Below are 22,260 nucleotides of genomic sequence, written 5' to 3' on the forward strand. Positions count from 1 at the left end.
GCTCAGCGCTTCCCGGGGAACGCGGCACGCACCGCGGATCCCCGGGAGACGACCGCGACGGCGACGACCGGCAGCATGCAGACCACCTGCATCGCCGCGTACCAGGGCGGGCAGACACCCGGGATCAGGTCCACGCCGACGATCGCGACCGGCAGGACGACGGAGACCTGGCTCACCCGCTCGTAGGCCCGCCGCGAGCCCCGCGAGGCGGCGACGGCCTGCCGGTGGAGCACGACGGCGACCAGCGGCAGCAGCACCGCCCTGATCCACATGAAGGCGTTGACCGAGTGGCCGGTGCCCGCGAGGACGACGACGCCGACGAGACCGGCGGTGGCAACCGCGCCGTAGAGCGCGAAGCAGCGCCTGACGGTGCCGAAGGCGGTGCCGAAGGCGGCGTCGCCGGCGGGCTGTCCGGCGGTGACGTTCGTATTCGTGTCGGTTTCCATGCCGGCGACGCTACGAAGCGGGCCCCGGGCCCGGTATCGGCCTGGGCCCACGACCGGGTGGGGCCGGCCCCACTCCCCGGCCGAGCAGGCCCTGCGCGGGCCCCGCGCGGTGCACAGTGGATCCACTGATCGGCATCGCGACGGGGAGAGCCATGAGACAGCTGGGGGCGTGGGCGGCACGGGCAGGCGTGGGATTCGTACGAGCCTGCCTCGTCGCGGCCGTGACCCTGCTCGTCCCGGCCGTGTGGGCCGCCGCCGTGGCCCTCGGGATCCACGGGGGAGCGGCCAACCCCTGGTCGTGGCTGCTGCCGCTCGTGCTGGCGGCCGTGGGCACCTTCGCCCTGGCCCGCCCGGTCTGCCGGGCGGTCCGCCTCCTCGTCGCGCGCTGGACCGGCACCGTCCTCCCCGACGGGTATCTGCGGGCGACGCCGGTGACGAGGCTGTCCACCGGCTTCTGGTGGAACGGCTTCTCGTACGAGCGCACCCGCCGCGACGCCCTCATGGACCAGAGGCTGCGGCTCCGCCTGCGCGACCCGGCCGTCTGGCGTGACGTCCGCTTCACCGCCGTCGCGTCCTGCACGGCGGGCCCGGTCGCGGCCCTCCCGCCGGCCGGGCTGGTGGCGGCCGTTCTCGGGCTCACCCGGCCGGAGCCCGCCGCCCGGCTCGCCGGAGCGCTCGGCCTGCTCATGGCCGTCGGCTCCGCCCCGTACGCCTGGCGGCCCGTCCGGCCGGTCGCCGTCCGCTTCCTGCGCCCCTCGCGGGCGATGGCCCTCGCCGACCGGATCGACGAACTGACCGCCCAGCGCGCCGACGTGACGGTGGCGCAGGCCGCGGAGCTCCGCCGTATCGAGCGGGACCTGCACGACGGCGCCCAGGCCCGGCTCGTCGCGCTCGGGCTCTCCCTGGCCACCGCCGAGAGGCTGATGGCGACGGACCCCGAGCGGGCCAGGGCCCTCATGCGGGACGCCCGGGCCGGCGCCACCGCCTCGCTCGCCGAACTGCGCGAGCTCGTCCGGGGGATCAGCCCGCCCGTGCTGAACGAACGGGGGCTCGTCGACGCGGTCCGCGCCCTCGCCCTGGACGTCCCCCTCGACGTCACCGTCACCGTCACCGCGACCGTCGCCGAGGGCCTGGGGAATGCCCCGCGCCTGGAGCCGCCCGTCGAGTCCGCCGTCTACTTCGGCGTCGCCGAGCTGCTGACCAACGCCGTGAAGCACGCCCGGGCCACCCGCGCCCGCGTCACCCTCGGCCGCGACGACCACGGCCTCGTCACCGAGGTCGAGGACGACGGGCGCGGCGGCGCCGACGCTCGGCCCGGCGGCGGACTCGACGGACTGCGCCGCCGCCTCGCGGTCTTCGACGGCACCCTGGACATCTCCAGCCCCGCCGGCGGCCCGACCCGTGTCAGGATGACGGTGCCATGCGCGTACTCGTAGCCGAAGACCTCTACCTCCTGCGGGACGGACTCGTCCGTCTGATCGAGGCGTTCGGGCACGAGGTGGTCGCCACCGCGGCCACCGGGCCCGAGACGCTCGACGCCCTGCGGACCTGGCGGCCCGACGTGTCCGTCATCGACGTCCGCATGCCGCCGGCCCAGGCCGACGAGGGCCTGCGGGCGGCCCTCACGGCCCGCGCCGAGATCCCCGGACTGCCGGTGCTGATCCTCTCCCAGCACGTCGAGCAGCTCTACGCCCGCGAGTTGCTCGCCGACGGTTCCGGGGGCGTCGGCTACCTGCTGAAGGAGAGCGTCTTCGACGCCGACCAGTTCATCGACGCGCTGGAGCGCGTCGCGGACGGCGGGACCGCCCTGGACCCGGCCGTGATTGTGAAGCTGCTGTCCGGCGGCGCCCCGGACCGGGGTCGGCAGCGGCTGACCGAACGCGAGCACGCCGTGCTCGCCCTGATGGCCGAGGGACTGTCCAACCAGGCCATCGCCCGCCGCCTCTTCCTCAGCGAGGGCTCCGTCGGCAAGTACACGACCTCGCTCTTCGGCAAGCTCGGCATCACCGACGACGACAACACCAACCGCCGCGTCCGCGCGGTCCTCACATACCTGGAGAACAACTAGGAGCTGTCGGGCGGGAGTCGGGCTAGGCCGCTTCCGACAGCGCCCCCGCGTCGGTGCTCCGTCCGGCGGCCCGCTCCTCCTTGCGGCGCTGGCGCCGCGGCTTGCGCTCCGCGCTGCTCGGCTCCGACACGACGCCGTTGCGCTGCCGCCACACCTGCCGGGTGATCCACACGTCGAGCACGCTCCAGGTCGTCACCACCGTGCCCGCCACCGCCGCGACGGTCGCCGGGAAGGCGATCCACGATCCGGTGACCGAGCAGAAGAACGCCACCGTCGCCAGGATCAGCGTCACCGAGGTCAGCAGCACGGCCCGGACCGCGGCCGTGCGCACGGGATCGGGCATCCGGCGCCGGCCCTTCTCGTCCTCCACCCACAACTGTCGCACCGGCCGCGCCTCGTGCTCCATCGCGCTGTCACTCCCCACCACCGAACGTCTTCAGAGCGGCTGCCCGTCTTCGGCCGCTTTACACGGACACAACCCTCCCCGGTACAGAATGACGCACGAGGGTGGGAAAAGGTTTCGCCGGGGTCCCCGTCGTCCGATCGGCACGCACGAGCGGAACGAACAATTCCAGCCATCTGTCCGGGGGCAGAAAATGCCGGACTGTCACCGGACTGTCAGGTGTCCTACGCCACACTCGCGGAACCCAACTCCCCGAATACCGGGACATCTCATGATCAACACTCACTCGACCGGCTGAAAATCGTCCGGACGTGTCTTCGAGATGGCTGTGATGCAGTAGTAGGCTCGCGCCGCCGTTTAGTTGAAGCCGAAGATTGACGCCGCGTGTTGACCTCACGTGTTGACGCCGGTCGCGACGATGTGAGGAGCCTCCGCGGCCGCGGAGGCCGAGCTGGGGGAGGCCATGCGCTTTCGCGGGAAGTCCATCCGCCGGAAGATCGTGGCACTGCTGCTCGTGCCGCTCGTCTCCCTCACCGGTCTGTGGGGCTTCGCGACGGTACTCACCGGCCGGGAGGCCCGTCAGCTCCTCGACGTCGGCTACATCGTCACGAAGATCGGCTACCCGATCGAGGACACCGCCCGCGTCATCCAGAAGGAACGCCGCCAGTCCCTCGTCTACCTCGCCGACCCCCGCGCCGCCGAGGCCATGACCCGGCTGCGCGAACAACGCGAGGCCACCGACCGGCAGATCGCCCTCATCCGTCGCAACGCCGCCGAACCCGGCGTCAAGGGCGACATGGACCCGATCACCGCCCGGCGGCTCGCCACCGTCCTCGACGGCCTCGACGGACTCTCCGCGCTGCGCCGCTCCGTCGAGAACCGCAGCATCGGCCGGATGCAGGCCCTCGACTTCTACAGCCGGCTCGTCGACCCCTGCTACAGCCTCCTGCTCAGCCTCCACGCGCTGGAGAACGTGGAGATGGACAAGCAGGGCCGCGCCCTCGTCGGCATCACCCGCGCCCGCGAACTCCTCTCCCGCGAGGACGCCCTCGCCGTCTCCGCGCTCATCGCCGAACGCGTCACCGCCGAGGAGGTCCGCACCCTCACCGACCTCGTCGCCGGCCGCAAGCTGCTCTACGAGACCAACCTGGAGATCCTGCCGGTCTCCGAGCGCGACCGCTTCGAGCAGTACTGGGCCGGCGCCGACACCGCGCCGCTGCGCAAGGCGGAGGAGTCGCTCATCGAAGCCGGCGCCACCGACCACCCGCGCGCCGTCACCGCCGAACGCTGGCAGCAGCAGGCGACGCCGGTCCTCGACGCCCTCGCCCACGACAACACCGCGGCCGGCGACCGCTATCAGGAGCGCGTCGAGCCCGTCGCGTACAACGTGCTGATCAAGGCCGGCATCGCCGGCGTCCTCGGCTTCGTCGCCCTGTTCGTCTCGGTCATCGTCTCCGTCCGCATCGGCCGCGAACTCATCCGCGACCTGCGCCGGCTGCGCAAGGAGGCCCAGGAGGTCTCCGGCGTCCGCCTGCCCAGCGTCATGCGCCGCCTCGCCGCCGGCGAACCCGTCGACGTCGAGACCGAGGTGCCCCACCTGCGGTACGAGGACGACGAGGTCGGCCAGGTCGGCCAGGCCCTCAACACCCTCCAGCGCGCCGCCGTCGAGGCCGCCGTCAAGCAGGCCGACATGCGCCGCGGCGTCTCCGAGGTCTTCGTGAACCTGGCCCGCCGCAACCAGGTCCTGCTGCACCGCCAGCTCACCCTGCTCGACACCATGGAACGGCGCACCGAGGACACCGACGAACTCGCCGACCTGTTCCGGCTCGACCACCTCACCACCCGCATGCGCCGGCACGCCGAGGGCCTGGTGATCCTCTCCGGCGCCGCCCCCTCCCGCCAGTGGCGCAAGCCCGTCCAGCTCATGGACGTGGTCCGCGCCGCCGTCGCGGAGGTCGAGGACTACGAGCGCATCGAGGTCCGCCGGCTGCCCCGGCTCGGCGTCGGCGGCCCCGCCGTCGCCGACCTGACCCACCTCATCGCCGAACTCCTCGAGAACGCCACCGTGTTCTCGCCCCCGCACACCGCCGTCCAGGTGCTCGGCGAGCGCGTCGCCAACGGCTTCACCCTGGAGATCCACGACCGCGGCCTCGGCATGAACCCCGACGCGCTGCTCGACGCCAACCTCCGGCTCGCCGAGACCCCCGAGTTCGAGCTCTCCGACACCGACCGCCTCGGCCTCTTCGTGGTCAGCCGGCTCGCCCAGCGCCAGAACGTCCGGGTCTCGCTGCAGCCCTCCCCGTACGGAGGCACCACCGCGGTCGTCTTCATCCCGGCCGCGCTGCTCACCGACGCCCCCGAGACGCAGGGCGCGGGTTTCCGCCTGGACCGCAAGAACCTCGACCGCGCGGACGCCGAGAGCGGGCACGGCACCAGGCCGGACGGACTGCCCAGCCGGCGCCCCGCGCTCACCAAGGTGCCGAGCCCGGCCCTCGACGGCCCGGTCGAACTCGAACCGCCGCTCGGCAGCGACGCCTTCGACGAGCTGCTCGGCGGGGCGGACGACCTCCTCGACACCGACAGCGAGCGCGGCGGCCTGTTCCGGGCCCGCGAACACCGCCGCCGCGGCGACCAGCACCGGCACCACCCGACCCCGGACGACGAGTCGGCCGACGACCCCGTCCCGCTGCCCCGCCGCCGCCCGCCGACGCTCGTCGTCGACCACGGCCGCCGCCTCGACGAGCCGGGCCGGTCGCACTCCGGGAGCGGCACCAGCACCTCTGCCGTCTCCGCCGCCTCCGGCGCCGAGGACACGATGGAGCTGGCCCGCGTCCGCCCCGCGCCCACGCTCGTCCCCGTACCGGGACCGGGACCGGGAACGGGAACGGGAACGGGTCCGGGAACGGCGCCCGGACCGCAGGAGGGACCGGCCCCGTTCGCCGGGCTGCCCCGCCGCGTCCGCCAGGCCAGCCTCGCGCCCCAGTTGCGCGAGGGCGGCGAACGGACCGGCGAGCAACCGCTCCCGGCCGCCGGCCCCGCCGAGCCCGACTCCTTCGAGCGTGACGCCGAGGAGGTGCGCAGCCGGATGGCCGCCATGCAGCGTGGCTGGCAGCGCGGCCGGCGCCGCAACGCCGAACCGGCCACACCGGCCTGCCCGGCGGGACCCGACACCACGGGACCGGACACCAGCGGGTCCGACATGACGGCACCGGGTACGACGGCACCGGGTACGACGGCGGCCGACACGACAGCGCCAGGAACGACAGCACCAGGAACGACACCCGAGGGGGACGGTCGATGACCGCACCGAACGCCGCAGCACCGCACAGCTCCACCCACGGCAACGGGGAGCTGAACTGGCTCCTCGACGAACTGGTCCAGCGCGTCGGCTCCATCCGCAAGGCCCTGGTGCTCTCCAGCGACGGCCTGCCCACCGGCGCCTCCCAGGACCTCACCCGCGAGGACGGCGAGCACCTCGCCGCCGTCGCCTCCGGCTTCCACAGCCTGGCGAAGGGCGTCGGGCGCCACTTCGAGGCGGGCAGGGTCCGGCAGACCGTGGTCGAGCTGGAGGACGCCTTCCTGTTCGTCACCGCCGCCGGTGACGGCAGCTGCCTCGCCGTGCTCGCCGACGCCGACTCGGACGTCGGCCAGGTCGCGTACGAGATGACCCTCATGGTCAAGCGGGTCGGTGCCCACCTCACCACGGCGCCCCGGTCCGGGCTGCCCACCGGAGGATGAGTAGGGGGGACGGCATGAGTGACGGCATGAGAGGCACGGACCGGTCCCACGAGGGCGCGGCCGGCCACTGGTACGACGACGAGGCGGGCCCGGTGGTCCGTCCGTACGCGATGACCCGCGGCCGCACCAGCGCCGCGGGCCAGCACCGGATGGACCTGATCGCGGTGGTCGTGCCCGAACCGGCGGCCGACGACCCGGGTCGCGACCAGACGCTGTCCCCCGAGCACGTGGATATCGTCGAACGCTGCTCCGAGCAGCCGCAGTCGATCGCCGAACTCGCCGCCGGACTCGACCTCCCCGTGGGGGTGGTACGGGTCCTGGTCGGCGACCTGGTCGACGACCAGCTCGTCCATGTGACCCGCCCCGTTCCGCCGGCCGAACTGCCGGACGTGAGCATCCTTCGCGAGGTGATCAATGGCCTTCGGGCGCTCTAGCACCAGCCGCACCCTCCCGCCGGTCGAGCCGACGACTCTGAAGATCCTCGTCGCGGGCGGCTTCGGGGTCGGCAAGACCACGCTGGTGGGCGCGGTCAGCGAGATCCGGCCGCTGCGGACCGAGGAGGTCCTCACGGAGGCGGGCCGGCCGGTCGACGACCTGCACGGCATCGAGAACAAGTCCACGACCACCGTCGCCATGGACTTCGGCCGGATCACGCTCCGGGACGACCTCGTCCTCTACCTGTTCGGCACGCCCGGACAGGACCGCTTCTGGTTCCTGTGGGACGAGCTCGCCCAGGGCGCGCTCGGCGCGATCGTCCTCGCCGACACCCGGCGCCTGGAGGACAGCTTCGCCGCCATCGACTACTTCGAACGCCGGGGCATCCCCTTCACCGTCGCCGTCAACTGCTTCGAGGGCGCCCGCCGCTTCCCGGCGGAGGCCGTCCGCGGCGCCCTGGACCTCGACCCCGAGGTCGAACTGCTGATGTGCGACGCCCGCGACCGCGAGTCCGTCAAGAACGTGCTCGTCGCCGTCGTCCAGCACGCCCTGGTCCTGGCCGAACACCCCACGGCCGCCGCGACGCGCTAGCCCGTCCCGTACGTCCTACCCGGACCTCAGCGACGCGCTAGCCCGTCTCGTACGTCCTACCGGGCCGCCGCGGCCCGCCAGCCCGTCCCCTACGTCCTACCGGACCGCCACCACCGCCGAACCATGGCCGAACAGGCCCTGGTTCGCGGTGATCCCGGCCCGCGCCCCCGGCACCTGCCGGTCGCCGGCCGTGCCCCGCAGCTGCCAGGTCAGCTCGCAGACCTGCGCGATGGCCTGCGCCGGCACCGCCTCGCCGAAGGATGCGAGGCCGCCGCTCGGATTGACCGGGACGCGCCCGCCGAGGGCGGTGACCCCCTCCCGTACCAGCTTGGCGCCCTCGCCGGCCGCACACAGCCCGATGTCCTCGTACCACTCCAGCTCCAGCGCCGTGGACAGGTCGTACACCTCCGCGAGCGACAGGTCCTCCGGGCCGAGCCCGGCCTCCTCGTACGCCGCACGGGCGATCGACGCCCGGAAGGTGTGCGGCGCGGGGGAGACGGCGACGGCCGAGTCGGTGGCGATGTCGGGCAGGTCGAGGACCGCCTTCGGATAGGTCGGGGTCACCGTGGACACCGCCCGGATCCGCACCGGGTCCGGCCGACCGTGCCGCCGCGCGAACTCCATGCTCGACAGGACCAGCGCCGCGCCCCCGTCCGAGGTGGCGCAGACGTCGAGCAGCCGCAGCGGATCGGCGACCACCGCCGACGCCGCCACCTCCGCCGCGCTCACCGCCTTGCGGTACCGGGCGAGTGGATTGAGCGCCCCCGCCGCCGCGTTCTTCACCTTCACCAGGGCGAAGTCCTCCGGCGTGTCCCCGTACAGCGCCATCCGGCGCCGGGCGTAGAGGGCGAAGTACGTGGGGTTGGTCGCGCCCAGGATCCGGAACCGCAGCCAGTCCGGGTCGTCCGGCCGGTCGCCGCCCGCCGGCGCGAAGAAACCCTTCGGCGCCGCGTCCGCGCCCACCACGAGGACCACGTCCGCGAGCCCGGCGAGGATCTGCGCCCGGGCCGTGCCCACGGCCTGCGCCCCCGACGCGCAGGCCGCGTACACGCTGGTCACCCGCGCGCCCTGCCAGCCCAGCGCCTGCGCGAAGGTGGCCCCCGCCACGTAACCGGGGTAGCCGCCGCGCACGGTGTCGGCGCCGACGACCGAGGTGACGTCGGACCATTCGAGGCCGGCGTCGGCGAGCGCGGCCCGGGCCGCCGCCGTGCCGTACGAGACGAAGCTGCGGCCCCACTTGCCCCACGGATGCATCCCGGCGCCGAGCACGGCGATGTCGTTCACGCCCGGTCCCCTTCCGCCGACGGGCCCACCGGGCGCCAGTGCCAGGTGGTCCAGGTGTGCTCGTCGTCCTCGTCCAGGACCCCCGGCACAAGTTCGACCTCCGCGCCCACGGCCAGATCCGCCGTCCGCACCCCCGGCGCCGCCTGCCCCAGCACCACCATGGCCTCGGCCGCAAGCTCCACCGCGAGCAGCGTGTACGGCTCCCAGGGCGCGTCCGGATCGGAGACGTACGGCGCGGGCGGGCGGTAGCGGCCGTCGGTGTACGACCAGATCGTGCCGCGCCGGGAGAGCGGCGTCTCGGCCAGCTCGCCCCCGCCGGGGCAGCGCGGATTGCGGCACCAGTCGTCCACGCGCGGGAAGAAGACCGACGCGCAGGCGGTGCAGCGGGTGCCGAGCAGCCGGAACCCGCTGCCTGGGACGTCGTCGCCGGTGAACCAGCCGGTCACCACCGGCCTGCGCGCGCGTGCCATCCGTAGTCCCTTCCGCCGGGTCCACCATCTGACGAAGCGTCAGAAGTCTGGCACGGCCGTGCGGGAGTGGGAAGACGCCCGTGCCCCTCGTCAGTGCCTTCCTGCCTCCCGTCAGTGCCCGGCGACCGACCGCCGCGCCACCGGGAAGTCGAAGAACGTCGACGGGAACGGCTCCGGCTTGAACGTGAAGTGCCACCACTCCTCGGGCAGATTGACGAAGCCCTGCTCGGCGAGGGCGCCGCGCAGCAGGTCCCGGTTGGCGCGCTGCGCGCCCTGGATCCTGGGATCGTCGGTGTGGGAGAGCGTGTCGAAGCAGTCGAAAGCGGTGCCCATGTCCACGGAGTTGTCCGGGAACCGCTCCGCCTGCGGCCTGAAGCACTCCACCTGGGGCTCGCCCGGCACGTAGCGGCGAGTCGGCGCGGCGGGCAGCCGCACGATCGTCAGGTCCACCGTCGAACCTCGGCTGTGCCCGGACTTCTCCGCGATGTAACCGTCCGCGAACAGCCGCGACTTGTCCACCAGCGGATAGAACTCCTTCTTCATCCGCTCGTCCGCCAGGTCCTTCGCCCACCGCACGAAGTGGTCCACCGCCCGCTGCGGCCGGTAGCAGTCGTACACCTTCAGCGTGTAGCCCCGGGCCAGCAGCCCCACCTGCGCCCGGTGCAGGGCCTCGGCGGCCGGCCGGGTCAGGATGCACACCGGCTGCCGGTACCCGTCGACCGGATCGCCGACGAAGTTGTGGGCCGTCGGATAGCGCATCTCCTGAAGGATCGTCCGGTCCACCCGGTCGAGCGCCACGAACTCCGGCGGGGCCTTGGGCTCCGGCGCCGCACCCGGTGCCGCACCCGGTGTCGCACTCCGCATGGCACCCGGCGCGGCACTGGCGGAGGGTACGGCGGCGGTGGCGGCGAGCAGACCGGCGACGGCGAGCGCGCCGAGCGCGCGGAAAGCGGAGGCGAGTCCAGTCAGTCGAGTCATGCGCCCCGTCTACCAGTTCCGGCAGCGCCGGGAAAGGGTGATCGCATACCGTCGGCCCCGTGACCGAATCCCCGCTGTCCCCGCACGCCCACTGCTCCGCGTGCGGCGCCCGCTACCCGGCGGACGCCGACTGGCCGCGCACCTGCCCCTCGTGCGGCACCACCGCCTACCGCAACCCCCTCCCGGTCGCCGTCGCCCTGCTCCCCGTCACCACCCCCCGCGGCACCGCCCTCGTCGTCATCACCCGCACCATCCGGCCCCACGTCGGCCGCGTCGCCCTGCCCGGCGGCTTCGTCGACTACGGCGAGCACTGGCACGAGGCCGTGGTCCGCGAACTGCGCGAGGAGACCGGCATCGAGGCCGCCGCCGACGACGTCCGCCTCGCCGACGCCCTCAGCTCCCCGCCCGGCCACCTCCTCCTCTTCGGCCTCCTCCCGCCCCGCCCCGCGGCCGCCCTCCCGCCCTCGATCGCGACGGACGAGACGAGCGGCCACCACCTGCTGTACGGACCGGAGGAGTTGGCGTTCCCCTTGCACACGGAGGCGGTGCGGCGCTTCTTCGCGGGGGCGTACGGCTGAGAGAGAGGTTGGATCCAACCTCCTGGATCCAACCTCCGGGCTGTTGGATCCGATCTCCTGGATCCAACCTCCGGGCTGTTGGATCCGATCTCCTGGATCCAACCTCCGGGCTGTTGGATCCGATCTCCTGGGTCCGATCTCCTGGATCCCACCTCTTGGATCCGACCTCTTGGATCCAATGTCCGGGCTGCTGGATCCCGGACATTGGATCCAGCGCCCCGGATCCCCTCACCCCTAGAGCCCCCGCACCCGCACCGGCAGCCCCGCCTCCTCCACCCCCGCGTCCGTCACCCGCTCCACCACGACCCGCCCGTCCACGAGGCGTGACTGGTACCGCTCGATCTCCGCCGGCTCCCAGCCGTCCCCGGTGTCCCGCACCACCAGTCCGCCGCCCGTGCGCCCGGCCGCCGGCGCCCACACCTCCAGGACCAGCTCTTCGTCGTCCTCGCCCCGCACCGGGATCACCGCGCCCGCCCGGGCGAGGACCGGCACCCGGGACAGGGGCGCGTCGAGGAGGACCTGGCCCGGGCCCTCGTACGACCGGCCGGTCGCCGTGTCGTACCAGCGCCCGCGCGGCAGCCGCACCGCCCGCCGGTCCGTGCCCCGCGAGAGCACCGGGGCGACGAGCAGCGAGTCGCCGAGCAGGAAGGCGTCCTCGCAGTCCCGAAGCGCGCGGTCCTCCGGTGTGCCCCACCACACCGGCCGTACGTACGGTGCCCCCGTCATCCGCGCGAGCCGGGCGAGGGAGACGAAATACGGCCGCAGCCGCTCCCGTTCGGCCAGCGCGGCGCGCGCGTGCTCCAGGATCTCGGGCCCGAACTCCCACGGCTCGCGGCGCCCCGCGTCGATCGCCGCGTGGGTGCGGAACAGCGGCAGCCAGGCCCCCAGCTGGTACCAGCGCAGGAACAGCTCCGGCGTCGGGCTGCCGTCGAAGCCGCCCACGTCCGGCCCCGAGTACGGCACCCCGCACAGCCCGAGCCCCAGGACGAGCGCCAGCGAGGCCCGGAGCCCCGGCCAGCCCGTCGAGACGTCGCCCGACCAGGTCCCCCCGTACCGCTGCATTCCGGCCCAACCGGAGCGCGAGAAGAGGAACGGGCGCTCCTCCGGCCGCAGTCGGCGCAGCCCCTCGTAACCGGCGCGGGCCATGGTCAGCCCGTACACGTTGTGTGCCTCGCGGTGGTCGCCGCCACGGCCCTCCAGGCTGTGCCGGGCGGAGCGGGGCAGCGTCTGGTCGCCGAAGGGGGCGAAGGAGACCGGCTCGTTCATGTCGTGCCACACCCCGGAGAAGCCCTGCCGCAGCCGCTCCTCGTACAGCGTGCCCCACCACTCGCGCGCCCGCGGATCGGTGAAGTCCGGATAGGCGCACTCGCCCGGCCACACCACGCCGCGCACCTCGTCGCCCCGGTCGTCCCGGACGAACGCCCCGGCTGCCCGCCCGCCGTCATAGACCGGATTACCCGGCTCCGCCTTCACCGCCGGGTCGACGATCGACACGAGCCGCACCCCGCGCTCGCGCAGCTTCGCCGCGAGCCCGGGCAGATCGGGGAACCGCTCCCGGTCGACCGTGAACACCCGGTGCCCGTCGTAGTGGTCGATGTCCAGGTGCAGCACGGACAGCGGCAGGCCCCGGTCCAGGTAGCCGTCGACCACCCGCCGCACCTCCCGCTCGCTGCCGAAGCCCCAGCGTGCGTGCTGCGGCCCGAGCGCCCAGGCCGGCGGCAGCGCGGGCGCGCCGGTCAGCGCCGCCCAGCCGTGCAGCACCCGCGCGGGCGTGCCGACGACCACCCAGCAGCGCAGCGGGCCGCCGTCCATCCGCACCTCGCTGGTGCCCGGCCGGTCATGCCCGGACCCGGCGCCCTCCTCGCCCTCGGCGAGGACCACCCGTCCGTCCCAGGTGTTGTCGTAGAAGGCCAGATGCGTGCCTGCGTCGGCGACCACCAGCTGCACCGGCATGGTGATGTACAGCGGGTCGTCGCCGGGGGAGAAGCTCCCCTTGGGGTCGGTGTTCCACAGCCGGTACGAGCCGTCCCGCAGCCGCGGCCCCGCGGCCCGCCCGCCGAGCCCGAAGAACCGCGCGTCCGCCGGCACCTCGCTGCGCTGCACCCACCGCGCCGCCCCGCCCTGCCCTGTCGGACGCTCCGCCCGGCCCCGCCCTATGGGACTCTCCCGCACCGGCTCCCACCAGCGCGGCGGCAGGTCCCGGCGCAGCACCACCCCGCCCGGCGTGCGCACCTCCACCGCCCCGTGCCGGGACACCGCGACCGTCACCCGCTCCGACACCACTCGCCAGCCGCCGTCGGTGTCCGGCTCCAGGACGGCCCGCGGGTCGGGCTCGGGCGGCTCGCCCGCCAGCGCGTACGACGGCAGCTGCCCCGCCCCGTCCCAACCCCAGAACACGGTGCCGCCGGCCGACACCGAAACCCGCAGCTCGGAGCGGGCGAAGCGGACGATTCCGCCGCCCGGCAGCGGCTCTACGTCCGCCACCGCACCGGGCACCCGGGCCCGCTCCGCACCGCGCGGCGGCAGCGCCCGCGCGTCCGCACGGCGCTGCCGCCACGCCGACCGCACCGCCCGCAACCCCTGCACCGAACCCAGCTCCCGCACCGAACGCACCAGCTCACGACCGTCCATGCGGCTCACCCTGCCATCCGCGAAGGGGCGCGCGAGGTTCGTTCAACTGCCGTTCACCCGTGGTGGGAGCACATATTCAGCTACCGGACCATGGGCGGGGAACCCTGGTGCGAAAGAGGATCACATGGCATCGTCCCTGTCAGCCGCGTCACGCGCACACCCCGCACGTGCGCGACACACGCAGACCCCGCGTACAGCCAGGGAGCCGACCCAATGACATCAGCGCAGACCGAGCCGCTTTGGCAGCCCGACGAGGACCGTGTCGCCGCGGCCGCCGTCACCCGCTTCCAGGCCTGGGCGGCCGAGCGCCACGGAGCGCCCGCCGACGGCGGCTACGCGGCCCTGCACCGCTGGTCCGTCGAGGAACTCGAAGCCTTCTGGGCCGCCGTCGCCGAATGGTTCGACCTCCGCTTCGCCACCCCGTACGAGCGCGTCCTCGGGGACCGCGCCATGCCCGGCGCCGACTGGTTCCCCGGCGCCACCCTCAACTACGCCGAGCACGCACTGCGCGCCGCCGAACAGCGCCCCCATGACACGGCCCTGCTCCATGTGGACGAGACACATGAGCCGAAGCCGGTCACCTGGGCCGAGCTGCGCCGCCAGGTCGGCTCCCTCGCCGCCGAACTGCGCGGCCTCGGCGTCCGGCCCGGCGACCGCGTCAGCGGCTATCTGCCCAACATCCCCGAGGCGGTCGTCGCCCTCCTCGCCACCGCCGCCGTCGGCGCCGTGTGGACCTCCTGCGCCCCCGACTTCGGCGCCCGCAGCGTCCTCGACCGCTTCCAGCAGGTCGAGCCCGTCGTCCTGTTCACCGTCGACGGCTACCGCTACGGCGGCAAGGAGCACGACCGCCGCGACACCGTCGCCGAGCTGCGCGCCGAGCTGCCCTCGCTGCGCGCGGTCGTGCACATCCCGCTGCTCGGCACCCCGGCCCCCGAGGGCGCCCTGGAGTGGTCCGCGCTGACCGCCGCCGACACCGAGCCGGTCTTCGAACAGGTCCCGTTCTCGCACCCGCTGTGGGTGCTGTACTCGTCCGGCACCACCGGCCTGCCCAAGGCGATCGTGCAGTCCCAGGGCGGCATCCTCGTCGAGCACGTCAAGCAGCTGGGCCTGCACTGCGACCTCGGCCCGGACGACGTGTTCTTCTGGTACACCTCCACCGGCTGGATGATGTGGAACTTCCTCGTCTCCGGCCTGCTCACCGGCACCACCGTCGTCCTGTACGACGGCAGCCCCGGCTACCCGGACACCGGCGCCCAGTGGCGCGTCGCCGAGCGCACCGGGGCCACCCTGTACGGCACCTCCGCCGCGTACGTCATGGCCTGCGCCAAGGCCGAGGTGCACCCTGGCCGGGACTTCGACCTGTCCCGGGTGAAGTGCGTGGCCACCACCGGCTCCCCGCTGCCGCCCGACGGCTTCCGCTGGCTGCACGACGAGGTCCGCGAGGACCTGTGGATCGCCTCCGTCAGCGGCGGCACCGACGTCTGCTCCTGCTTCGCAGGAGCCGTTCCCACGCTCCCGGTGCACATCGGTGAGCTCCAGGCCGCCTGCCTCGGCACCGACCTGCAGTCCTGGGACCCCTCGGGCAAGCCGCTCGTCGGCGAGGTCGGCGAGCTCGTCGTCACCAACCCCATGCCGTCGATGCCGATCCACTTCTGGAACGACCCCGACGGCAGCCGCTACCGCGACAGCTACTTCGAGATGTTCCCGGGCGTGTGGCGCCACGGCGACTGGATCACCCTCACCGACCACGGCTCGGTGATCATCCACGGCCGCTCCGACTCCACCCTGAACCGACAGGGCGTGCGTATGGGTAGCGCCGATATCTATGAGGCCGTCGAGCGCCTTCCGGAGATCCGGGAGTCCCTCGTCATCGGCCTGGAGGAACCGGACGGCGGCTACTGGATGCCGCTGTTCGTCCACCTCGCCGACGGCGCCACCCTCGACGAGGAGCTGATCGGCCGCATCAAGCGCACGATCCGCACCGAACTCTCCCCGCGCCACGTCCCCGACGACATCATCGAGGTCCCCGCGGTCCCGCACACCCTCACCGGGAAGCGCATCGAGGTACCGGTCAAGCGCCTCCTCCAGGGCACCCCGATGGCCAAGGCGGTCAACCCGGGCTCGGTCGACAACATCGACCTGCTCGCCTTCTACGAGGAGCTGGCCCGCACCCGCAAGGCCGCCCAGTAGGCAGCCGTGGAAGGGCCTCGCCAGCCATCCGGTGAAGGGCCCCGCGCACCCGCGCGGGGCCCTTCACCGTGCACCTGGTCAGCCTCCGTAGGTCGCCTGCGCGTCACCGAGCACCGCCGCGAAGTCCGCCGCGAGCCGCTGGGCCTGCGCGGGCAGTAGGGTCGCCGTCGTGATCCGTACGCCGGTGGGCGCGGCGATCCGGAACCGGGCACCGGCCGCCACCCACCAACCCTGGGTCCGCAGCCCGTTCACCACGGCCGACTCGTCGCGCACCGGCACCCACACATTGATCCCGCCGCCCGTCGCGCGGATGCCGTACGAGCCGAGCGCGCCGATCAGCGTCTCCCGCCGCTCCGTGTAGGCGGCCTCGCCGGCCGCCACGAGACGGGACACCGCCGGATCGGCCAGCAGCCCGACGACCGTCTCCTGAAGGACGTGGCTGACCCAGCCGGAGGTCATCAGCATCCGCCCGTCGTGCCGGGCGATCGTCACCGGATCACCGGCGACCGCGGCCCACCGCAGGTCGACCCCCAGCCGCTTGGACACGGTCCGCACCTGCGCCCAGCGCTCCAGACCCGCCGCGCCGAGAGTGGGCGCGGGCGGAGCCTCGATCTCCACGGTGTAGTCGTCCTCGACGATCAGGACCTCGGGGAACTCCCGGAGCAATGCCGCCAGTTCGTCGCGCCGGGCGGACGAGAAGGACGCCCCGGTCGGGTTCTGGGCGCGCGGGGTGCACACCAGGGCCCGTACCCCGGCCTTCAGCGCGGTGCGGAGGGCCTCGGGAGTGATGCCCTCGCGGTCCACGGCGACCGGCACCATGCGCAGACCCAGGGCCGGTACCAGGTCGAGGAGATGATGGAAGCCGGGGTCCTCGACCGCCACGGCGTCGCCGGGCCGCAGCTCGACCGAGAGCAGTCGGGCGATGCAGTCGAGCGACCCGTACGCGAACGTCACCCGCTCCGCCGGCACGCCGTCCCGGGCGAACCAGGCCCGCGCCAGCTCCTCCAGCCTGCCGAGCCGCGGCGCGGCGCGGTGCGAGCCGAAGGACGGGCGCACCTCGGCCGGAGGGTGCAGCACCGGCAGGAAGGCCGGGTCCGGATGGCCGCCGGCCAGGTCGACCAGGCCCGGCGGCACCCGCGGCGGGCGCCGCGAGGCCACTGCCGGCGCCTCCGCGACCACCGTGCCGCCCCGGCCGCGCGTGACGACGAGACCGCGCTGCCGCAGCTCCTTGTACGCCGTCGCCACCGTGCCCGGACTCACGCCGAGCTCGTCGGCGAGCCGTCGTACGGGAGGCAGCGCGTCGCCCGGCGCGAGCTCGCCCTCGGCCACCCCGCGCTCGACGGACGCGGCAATCCCCTTGGCCGTCGCCCCTGTGATCGCATATTGTGTTGCCACGTACCGAACTATGTATCAATACAAAACTCGTTGTCAAGGGGGAACCGAGTGAGCCGTCGTACCGCGTGGCACCGCACCGCTCTCGACCGCATACCCGGAGGCCGCGACGGCCGCCGGATGCTCGTCGTCAGCATCATCGACAAGACCGGCACCGGCCTCTGGGCCGGCTGCACCGCGCTCTACTTCACCTACGTGTCCGGGCTCGGCCTCGGCCAGGTCGGCCTCCTCATGACCGTCGCCGGCGGTGTCGGCATCGCCGGTGCCCCGCTCGCCGGCCGCCTCGCCGACCGCTTCCCCCTCGTCCGGGTCATCGCCGCCGCCCAGCTCATGCGCGGCGCCGCCCTCCTCGCCCTCCTCACCACGGACAACTTCCTCCTCCTCACCCTCTACTCGGCCCTCGGCGCCCTGCCCGACCGCGCCGGCAGCGTCCTCATCAAGCTGTACGCCGCCCGGCTCGCCGGCCCCGACCGCGTCCGCTACCAGGCCATCCAGCGCACCACCGTCAACATCGGCTGGTCCCTCGGCGGCCTCGGCGCCGCCGCCGCGCTCGCCACCGGCAGCACCCGCGCCTACGGACTCCTCCTCGTCGGCAACGTCGTCACCTACCTCGTCATCGCCGTCCTCACCCTGCGCTGCGCCGAACCCCCGGCGCCCGCCCGCGTCGTCGCCGCCGCGACCGACGGCCACCCCAAGGCCGCCCGCCCCGCCAACCCCTGGCGCGACCGCACCTTCCTCGCCTACACCGCCACCGACGCGGCCCTCTTCCTCGACGACACGATCCTCCAGGTCGCCATCCCGCTCTGGATCGTCCACGCCACCGCCGCCCCCGTCGGCCTCGCGCCGCTGCTCCTGGTCCTCAACACCGTCCTCGTCGTCCTGTTCCAGGTCCCGCTCGCCCGCTTCGGCGCCACCACCCGCGCCGCCCGGCGCCTGATCGTCCCGCTCGTCGGCCTCTGGGTCGTCGGCACCCTCGCCCTCGCCGCCTCCGCGGCCGGCGGGCGCAGCCTCGCCATCACGGCCCTCGCCGTCGCCGTCATCGCCCTGACCTTCGCCGAGATCATCCACGCCACCGCCTCCTGGGAACTCTCCGTCGCCCTCGCCCCCGCCGAGGCCCAGGGCTCCTACCTCGGCGTGCACGGCCTCGCCCAGTCCAGCCAGCGCTTCGCCGGACCCCTCCTCATCACCGGCGTCATGACCGCCGGCGCCCTCGCCTGGCCCGTCCTCGGCCTCGCCCTCGTCGCCACGGGAGCCGCCCAGCACCGGCTGATCCGCGGCCGCGTCGAACGGAACGAGCCCGCGGCTCCCGCCGAACCCGCCGCCCCGACGACCGAGCAGCCGTCACTGTCAGTGCCGACGGTTACGGTGAGTGAGCACTGATCGACCGTGCTCACTTCCAGGGGGAGAGATGAACCAGCACCACCGCACACCCGGCACACCCGGCAAGGCCCGCACCACCACGACCGCGCTCCGCCGCGCGCTGCGCCGCGAGATCGCGGGCACCGTCGCCCTCCTCGCCGATGAGGAGGACTTCACCGCCATGCGGCAGTACGAGACCTTCGTCTTCGACGACCACACCCGCTACCTCGCCCACGTCGACGAACTCCTCAAAACACTCGCGGCCCAGGGCGGCCACACCACCGTCGCCCTCTTCGACCCCGAGGAGTACGCCGACTACTGCGCCGACACCGGCCTCGACCCCGACCACCCCGCCAGCCGCAGCCGCTACACCGCCGAACGCGCCGCCGGCGGCCCCCGCGTCACCTACACCGGACAGTCCCTCGAAGCCCTCGTCCCGCTCCTCGTCGACACCGCCGTCCGCCGCGCCACCTGGGAGTACGCCACCATGCTCCTCACCGACGCCGGCACCTGCGCCGACTGCGGACAGGACATCGGCCGCGCCTCCTTCGACCGCGCCTCCCAGCTCCTGCTGAGCCTCCTCGACGCCGCCGGACCCGGCACCCACCACCTCGTCTGCAGCGTCCCCGCCGAGGCCGACCAGCTCATCGCCCTCCTCCACACCACCCGCGACGGCACGGGCCCGGCCCTCCTCGACACCGCCGAAGGCGCCGAGTTCGTCACCGTCCTCGCCGCCGGCATCGCCCGCTCCACCCCCGGCGGAGTCGTCCTGCGCACCAGCACCCCCGGCGCCCCCGACCGCCTCCACGGCTGGCGTCTCCACCTCGGCCGGCTCGTCGCCCTCACCGAGGCCGAGGTCTTCGACGCCTACTGCACCGACGCCCGCACCGGCGAACCCATCAGCCCTGAACCCCACGTCGACTACTGCGCCGGCTTCCCCCTCACCCCCGACGACACCGGCCACCACCCCCACTGACGCCGAAGGGGCTCCCCGCCACCTCGTGGCGGGAAGCCCCATCGACAACCGGACCGGTCACGGCCCGCCGGATCACTCCCCGGACAGCACCGCCTGCGCGGCCATCCGCGCGTCGTGCGCCGTGTCCGCCGCACGCGCCGCGGCCGCCGCACGCTCGCACTGCGCCAGGGTGTACTTCGCCAGCGTCGCCCGCACATACGGAATCGACGCCGCACCCATCGACAGGGAGGTGACACCCAGACCCGTCAGCACACACGCGAGCAGCGGATCCGACGCGGCCTCACCGCACACACCACAGCTCTTGCCCTCGGCCTTGGCCGCCTCCGCGGACAGCGCCACCAGGTCGAGCAGCGCCGGCTGCCACGGATCCTGGAGCCGCGACACCGCACCCACCTGACGGTCGGCGGCGAAGGTGTACTGCGCCAGGTCGTTCGTGCCCAGGGACAGGAACTCGACCTCCTGCAGGATCGAGCGTGCCCGCAGCGCGGCGGACGGGATCTCCACCATCGCGCCGAACTTGGCCCGCAGCCCCGCCTCACGGCACGCGTCGGCGAACGCCTTCGCATCCGTACGGTCGGCCACCATCGGCGCCATGACCTCCAGGTACACCGGCAGACCCTCGGCGGCCTTCGCCAGCGCCGTCAGCTGGGTCCGAAGCACCTCGGGGTGATCGAGCAGCGTCCGCAGACCCCGGACGCCGAGCGCAGGGTTCGGCTCGTCCGACGGCGTCAGGAAGTCCAGCGGCTTGTCCGCGCCCGCGTCGAGCACGCGCACGACCACCCGGCCCTCGGGGAACGCCTCGAGCACCTTGCGGTATGCCTCGATCTGCTTCTCCTGGGACGGAGCCTTGGCGCTGTCGTCCAGGAAGAGGAACTCGGTACGGAACAGGCCCACGCCCTCGGCACCGGCCTCGACCGCCGCCGGCACGTCCGCAGGACCGCCCACGTTCGCGAGCAGCGGCACCTTGTGCCCGTCCGACGTCGCACCCGGACCGCTGGAGGCGGCCAGCGCGGCCTTGCGCTCCTCGGCGGCGCGGGTCAGCGCGTCCTTCTTCTCCTCGCTCGGCTCCACGAAGATCTCGCCGGTGGAACCGTCCACCGCGATGACCGTCCCCTCGGCCAGCTCGCCCGCACCCGGCAGCGCGACCACGGCCGGCACACCGAGCGCCCGCGCGAGGATCGCGCTGTGGCTGGTCGGCCCGCCCTCCTCGGTCACGAAACCGAGCACCAGCGCCGGGTCGAGCAGCGCGGTGTCGGCCGGCGCCAGGTCCCGGGCGATCAGCACGTACGGCTCGTCACTGTCCGGCACACCAGGCATCGGCACGCCGAGCAGGCGCGCCACGATCCGGTTCCGCACGTCGTCCAGGTCGGCCACCCGGCCGGCCATGTACTCACCGGCACCCGCGAGCAGCTCCCGGTAGTGCGAGAACGCGTCGTAGATACCGCGCTCGGCGGTGCTGCCGACCGCGATCCGACGGTCGACGTCGGCGATCAGCTCCGGGTCCTGGGCGATCATCGCCTGGGCCTCGAGCACCGCCTGGGCCTCGCCGCCGGCCAGGTTGCCCCGAGCGATCAGGTCAGCGGCCACAGCCTCCACGGCCTGACGGGCGCGCCCCTGTTCGCGCTCCGCCTCTTCGGCCGGAATCTGCTTGGCCGGCGGCTCCAGGACCGCCGTGCCCATGTGCCGGACCTCGCCGATGGCCACCCCATGGCTGACACCGACGCCTCGCAGCGTTGTCTCCATCTCACCGTCTCCGATAGAGCGGCGGCCGGGCCGCCGCGTCGTTCAATGTCGTATGCGCGCTCGTCGGAAGGACGAGCCGGCGGTCACTTCCAGGAGAAGAGCGCGTCGCCGGCCTTCACGTCCCCGGCCTCGACGAGATCGGAGAGGGAGTCGGTTGTGGCCTCGAGCGCCACGACGGGACAGATGGGGGACTTGCCGGCTGCTTCGACCTCGCCGGGGTTCCACCGCACGACCGCCTGTCCGCGCTGCACGGTGTCGCCCTTGTTCACGAGGAGCTCGAAGCCCTCACCGTTGAGCTGAACGGTGTCGATGCCGAGGTGCGTCAGTACGCCGTGGCCCTGGTCGTCCACGACGACGAACGCGTGCGGGTGCAGAGAGACGATGATCCCGTCGACGGGCGACACCGCCTCGCCGGGCCCACGGACGGGGTCGATGGCGGTGCCGGGACCGACCATCGCACCGGAGAAGACGGGGTCGGGTACAGCGGCGAGACCGATGGCGCGTCCAGCGAGTGGCGACGTCACGGATGTCATGGGATGCCTCCCAGGGGCGGAGATGGTGTTACGCCGTCACTACCTGTCCTGGACGGCGTACTGGTTGAGAAGCCTATGTCATAGGAAGTCCCGGTTCCGCACGAGATGTACCGGTTGGCGGACCTAGGGACTACCGGAAACGATTTGCGTCAAGTGACGGTGGGATGTACTGTCGTACTCCTGCGTGACCCCAACGCGACGCTGAGTCGTGGGTCCGCAGCACCTATCAAGCCAGATCCTAACCTCAGTGGTCTACACCTCTGCATGCTCGCGGAGGATGTGGTCAGGGGGACCGAGAAAGCCTGGTAGTGTTTGACCCCGCCGGAAGGACCCGAAGGCAAACGCCAGGAAAAGGGACCGGAAAGCACCGAGGAAATCGGATCGGAAAGATCTGATAGAGTCGGAAACGAAGGAAGCGCCCGGAGGAAAGCCCGCGAGGGTGAGT

General features: G+C 73.2%; 19 protein-coding genes. 10 read left to right on the forward strand and 9 right to left on the reverse strand.

Going from position 1 to position 22,260, the window contains the following annotated elements; all coding sequences use genetic code 11:
- Nucleotides 1-2: 2 nt before the first annotated feature.
- The gene (locus ACWEV0_RS25810) at nt 3-446 is read right to left on the reverse strand and encodes a hypothetical protein (protein WP_453151846.1); all 444 of its coding nucleotides are present in this window, start codon (nt 444-446) and stop codon (nt 3-5) included.
- A 152-nt stretch (nt 447-598) separates the two neighbouring features.
- Between ACWEV0_RS25810 and ACWEV0_RS25815 the strand changes: the two genes are divergently transcribed.
- Both ACWEV0_RS25815 and ACWEV0_RS25820 read left to right on the forward strand, forming a co-directional pair.
- Nucleotides 599-1,882, forward strand: a complete 1,284-nt coding sequence (locus ACWEV0_RS25815; RefSeq protein ID WP_453151847.1) for a sensor histidine kinase — start codon at nt 599-601, stop codon at nt 1,880-1,882.
- Nucleotides 1,867-2,514, forward strand: a complete 648-nt coding sequence (locus ACWEV0_RS25820) for a response regulator transcription factor (protein WP_453151849.1) — start codon at nt 1,867-1,869, stop codon at nt 2,512-2,514. Before ACWEV0_RS25815 ends, ACWEV0_RS25820 begins: the two co-directional genes overlap by 16 nt.
- Before the next feature lie 22 nt (nt 2,515-2,536).
- Here ACWEV0_RS25820 and ACWEV0_RS25825 read toward each other — a convergent pair whose 3' ends face one another.
- Nucleotides 2,537-2,920 (reverse strand): hypothetical protein, encoded by a 384-nt coding sequence (locus ACWEV0_RS25825; RefSeq protein WP_453151850.1) that lies wholly within the window; start codon nt 2,918-2,920, stop codon nt 2,537-2,539.
- 460 nt (nt 2,921-3,380) lie between these two features.
- On the opposite strand from ACWEV0_RS25825, the gene ACWEV0_RS25830 reads away from it, so the two are divergent.
- The 4 genes from ACWEV0_RS25830 to ACWEV0_RS25845 are packed head-to-tail and all read left to right on the forward strand — an operon-like array spanning nt 3,381 to nt 7,681.
- On the forward strand, nt 3,381-6,218 hold the full coding sequence (locus ACWEV0_RS25830) for a sensor histidine kinase (RefSeq protein ID WP_453151851.1): 2,838 nt from the start codon (nt 3,381-3,383) through the stop codon (nt 6,216-6,218).
- Nucleotides 6,215-6,655, forward strand: a complete 441-nt coding sequence (locus ACWEV0_RS25835) for a roadblock/LC7 domain-containing protein (protein WP_403796555.1) — start codon at nt 6,215-6,217, stop codon at nt 6,653-6,655. Before ACWEV0_RS25830 ends, ACWEV0_RS25835 begins: the two co-directional genes overlap by 4 nt.
- A 26-nt stretch (nt 6,656-6,681) precedes the next feature.
- Entirely contained in the window at nt 6,682-7,089 is a 408-nt protein-coding gene (locus ACWEV0_RS25840; protein WP_453151852.1) for a DUF742 domain-containing protein, read from the forward strand.
- Entirely contained in the window at nt 7,070-7,681 is a 612-nt protein-coding gene (locus tag ACWEV0_RS25845) for a GTP-binding protein (protein ID WP_453151853.1), read from the forward strand. Before ACWEV0_RS25840 ends, ACWEV0_RS25845 begins: the two co-directional genes overlap by 20 nt.
- A gap of 96 nt (nt 7,682-7,777) precedes the next feature.
- Here the strand turns inward: ACWEV0_RS25845 and ACWEV0_RS25850 are convergent, their stop codons facing one another.
- The 3 genes from ACWEV0_RS25850 to ACWEV0_RS25860 form a co-directional block, all read right to left on the reverse strand.
- Nucleotides 7,778-8,965 (reverse strand): lipid-transfer protein, encoded by a 1,188-nt coding sequence (locus tag ACWEV0_RS25850; protein WP_453151854.1) that lies wholly within the window; start codon nt 8,963-8,965, stop codon nt 7,778-7,780.
- A complete protein-coding gene (locus ACWEV0_RS25855; protein ID WP_453151856.1) occupies nt 8,962-9,435 on the reverse strand; it encodes a Zn-ribbon domain-containing OB-fold protein in 474 nt (157 codons plus the stop codon). The genes ACWEV0_RS25850 and ACWEV0_RS25855 overlap by 4 nt, the downstream gene beginning before the upstream one ends.
- Nucleotides 9,436-9,546: 111 nt before the next feature.
- Nucleotides 9,547-10,404, reverse strand: coding sequence for a M15 family metallopeptidase (locus tag ACWEV0_RS25860; protein WP_453151867.1), 858 nt, complete (start codon nt 10,402-10,404; stop codon nt 9,547-9,549).
- 68 nt (nt 10,405-10,472) lie between these two features.
- Here ACWEV0_RS25860 and ACWEV0_RS25865 point away from each other — a divergent pair, with 68 nt between their 5' ends.
- Entirely contained in the window at nt 10,473-10,991 is a 519-nt protein-coding gene (locus ACWEV0_RS25865; RefSeq protein ID WP_453151857.1) for an NUDIX domain-containing protein, read from the forward strand.
- 234 nt (nt 10,992-11,225) lie between these two features.
- On the opposite strand, the gene ACWEV0_RS25870 is transcribed toward ACWEV0_RS25865, so the two are convergent.
- On the reverse strand, nt 11,226-13,622 hold the full coding sequence (locus ACWEV0_RS25870) for a glycoside hydrolase family 31 protein (RefSeq protein ID WP_453151858.1): 2,397 nt from the start codon (nt 13,620-13,622) through the stop codon (nt 11,226-11,228).
- A 213-nt stretch (nt 13,623-13,835) separates the two neighbouring features.
- Between ACWEV0_RS25870 and ACWEV0_RS25875 the strand changes: the two genes are divergently transcribed.
- Entirely contained in the window at nt 13,836-15,812 is a 1,977-nt protein-coding gene (locus ACWEV0_RS25875; RefSeq protein WP_453151859.1) for an acetoacetate--CoA ligase, read from the forward strand.
- Between the two features lie 78 nt (nt 15,813-15,890).
- Here ACWEV0_RS25875 and ACWEV0_RS25880 read toward each other — a convergent pair whose 3' ends face one another.
- Entirely contained in the window at nt 15,891-17,207 is a 1,317-nt protein-coding gene (locus ACWEV0_RS25880) for an aminotransferase class I/II-fold pyridoxal phosphate-dependent enzyme (protein WP_453151860.1), read from the reverse strand.
- 48 nt (nt 17,208-17,255) lie between these two features.
- On the opposite strand from ACWEV0_RS25880, the gene ACWEV0_RS25885 reads away from it, so the two are divergent.
- The gene (locus tag ACWEV0_RS25885) at nt 17,256-18,584 is read left to right on the forward strand and encodes an MFS transporter (protein ID WP_453151861.1); all 1,329 of its coding nucleotides are present in this window, start codon (nt 17,256-17,258) and stop codon (nt 18,582-18,584) included.
- A gap of 28 nt (nt 18,585-18,612) precedes the next feature.
- On the forward strand, nt 18,613-19,539 hold the full coding sequence (locus ACWEV0_RS25890) for a hypothetical protein (RefSeq protein WP_453151862.1): 927 nt from the start codon (nt 18,613-18,615) through the stop codon (nt 19,537-19,539).
- Nucleotides 19,540-19,611: 72 nt separating this feature from the next.
- On the opposite strand, the gene ptsP is transcribed toward ACWEV0_RS25890, so the two are convergent.
- Together ptsP and ACWEV0_RS25900 are read right to left on the reverse strand one after the other, a co-directional pair.
- The gene (gene ptsP / locus ACWEV0_RS25895; protein ID WP_453151863.1) at nt 19,612-21,282 is read right to left on the reverse strand and encodes a phosphoenolpyruvate--protein phosphotransferase; all 1,671 of its coding nucleotides are present in this window, start codon (nt 21,280-21,282) and stop codon (nt 19,612-19,614) included.
- A gap of 83 nt (nt 21,283-21,365) precedes the next feature.
- The gene (locus ACWEV0_RS25900; protein WP_453151864.1) at nt 21,366-21,815 is read right to left on the reverse strand and encodes a PTS sugar transporter subunit IIA; all 450 of its coding nucleotides are present in this window, start codon (nt 21,813-21,815) and stop codon (nt 21,366-21,368) included.
- Between the last annotated feature and the right edge of the window lie 445 nt (nt 21,816-22,260).

Source organism: Streptomyces sp. NPDC003943 (assembly GCF_053605265.1).

Coding starts and splice junctions, on each gene's coding strand:
- ACWEV0_RS25810 (WP_453151846.1), bottom strand. CDS start 446: ATGGAAACCGACACGAATACGAACGTCACCGCCGGACAGCCCGCCGGC.
- ACWEV0_RS25815 (WP_453151847.1), top strand. CDS start 599: ATGAGACAGCTGGGGGCGTGGGCGGCACGGGCAGGCGTGGGATTCGTA.
- ACWEV0_RS25820 (WP_453151849.1), top strand. CDS start 1,867: ATGCGCGTACTCGTAGCCGAAGACCTCTACCTCCTGCGGGACGGACTC.
- ACWEV0_RS25825 (WP_453151850.1), bottom strand. CDS start 2,920: ATGGAGCACGAGGCGCGGCCGGTGCGACAGTTGTGGGTGGAGGACGAG.
- ACWEV0_RS25830 (WP_453151851.1), top strand. CDS start 3,381: ATGCGCTTTCGCGGGAAGTCCATCCGCCGGAAGATCGTGGCACTGCTG.
- ACWEV0_RS25835 (WP_403796555.1), top strand. CDS start 6,215: ATGACCGCACCGAACGCCGCAGCACCGCACAGCTCCACCCACGGCAAC.
- ACWEV0_RS25840 (WP_453151852.1), top strand. CDS start 6,682: ATGAGAGGCACGGACCGGTCCCACGAGGGCGCGGCCGGCCACTGGTAC.
- ACWEV0_RS25845 (WP_453151853.1), top strand. CDS start 7,070: ATGGCCTTCGGGCGCTCTAGCACCAGCCGCACCCTCCCGCCGGTCGAG.
- ACWEV0_RS25855 (WP_453151856.1), bottom strand. CDS start 9,435: ATGGCACGCGCGCGCAGGCCGGTGGTGACCGGCTGGTTCACCGGCGAC.
- ACWEV0_RS25870 (WP_453151858.1), bottom strand. CDS start 13,622: ATGGACGGTCGTGAGCTGGTGCGTTCGGTGCGGGAGCTGGGTTCGGTG.
- ACWEV0_RS25875 (WP_453151859.1), top strand. CDS start 13,836: ATGACATCAGCGCAGACCGAGCCGCTTTGGCAGCCCGACGAGGACCGT.
- ACWEV0_RS25890 (WP_453151862.1), top strand. CDS start 18,613: ATGAACCAGCACCACCGCACACCCGGCACACCCGGCAAGGCCCGCACC.
- ptsP (WP_453151863.1), bottom strand. CDS start 21,282: ATGGAGACAACGCTGCGAGGCGTCGGTGTCAGCCATGGGGTGGCCATC.
- ACWEV0_RS25900 (WP_453151864.1), bottom strand. CDS start 21,815: ATGACATCCGTGACGTCGCCACTCGCTGGACGCGCCATCGGTCTCGCC.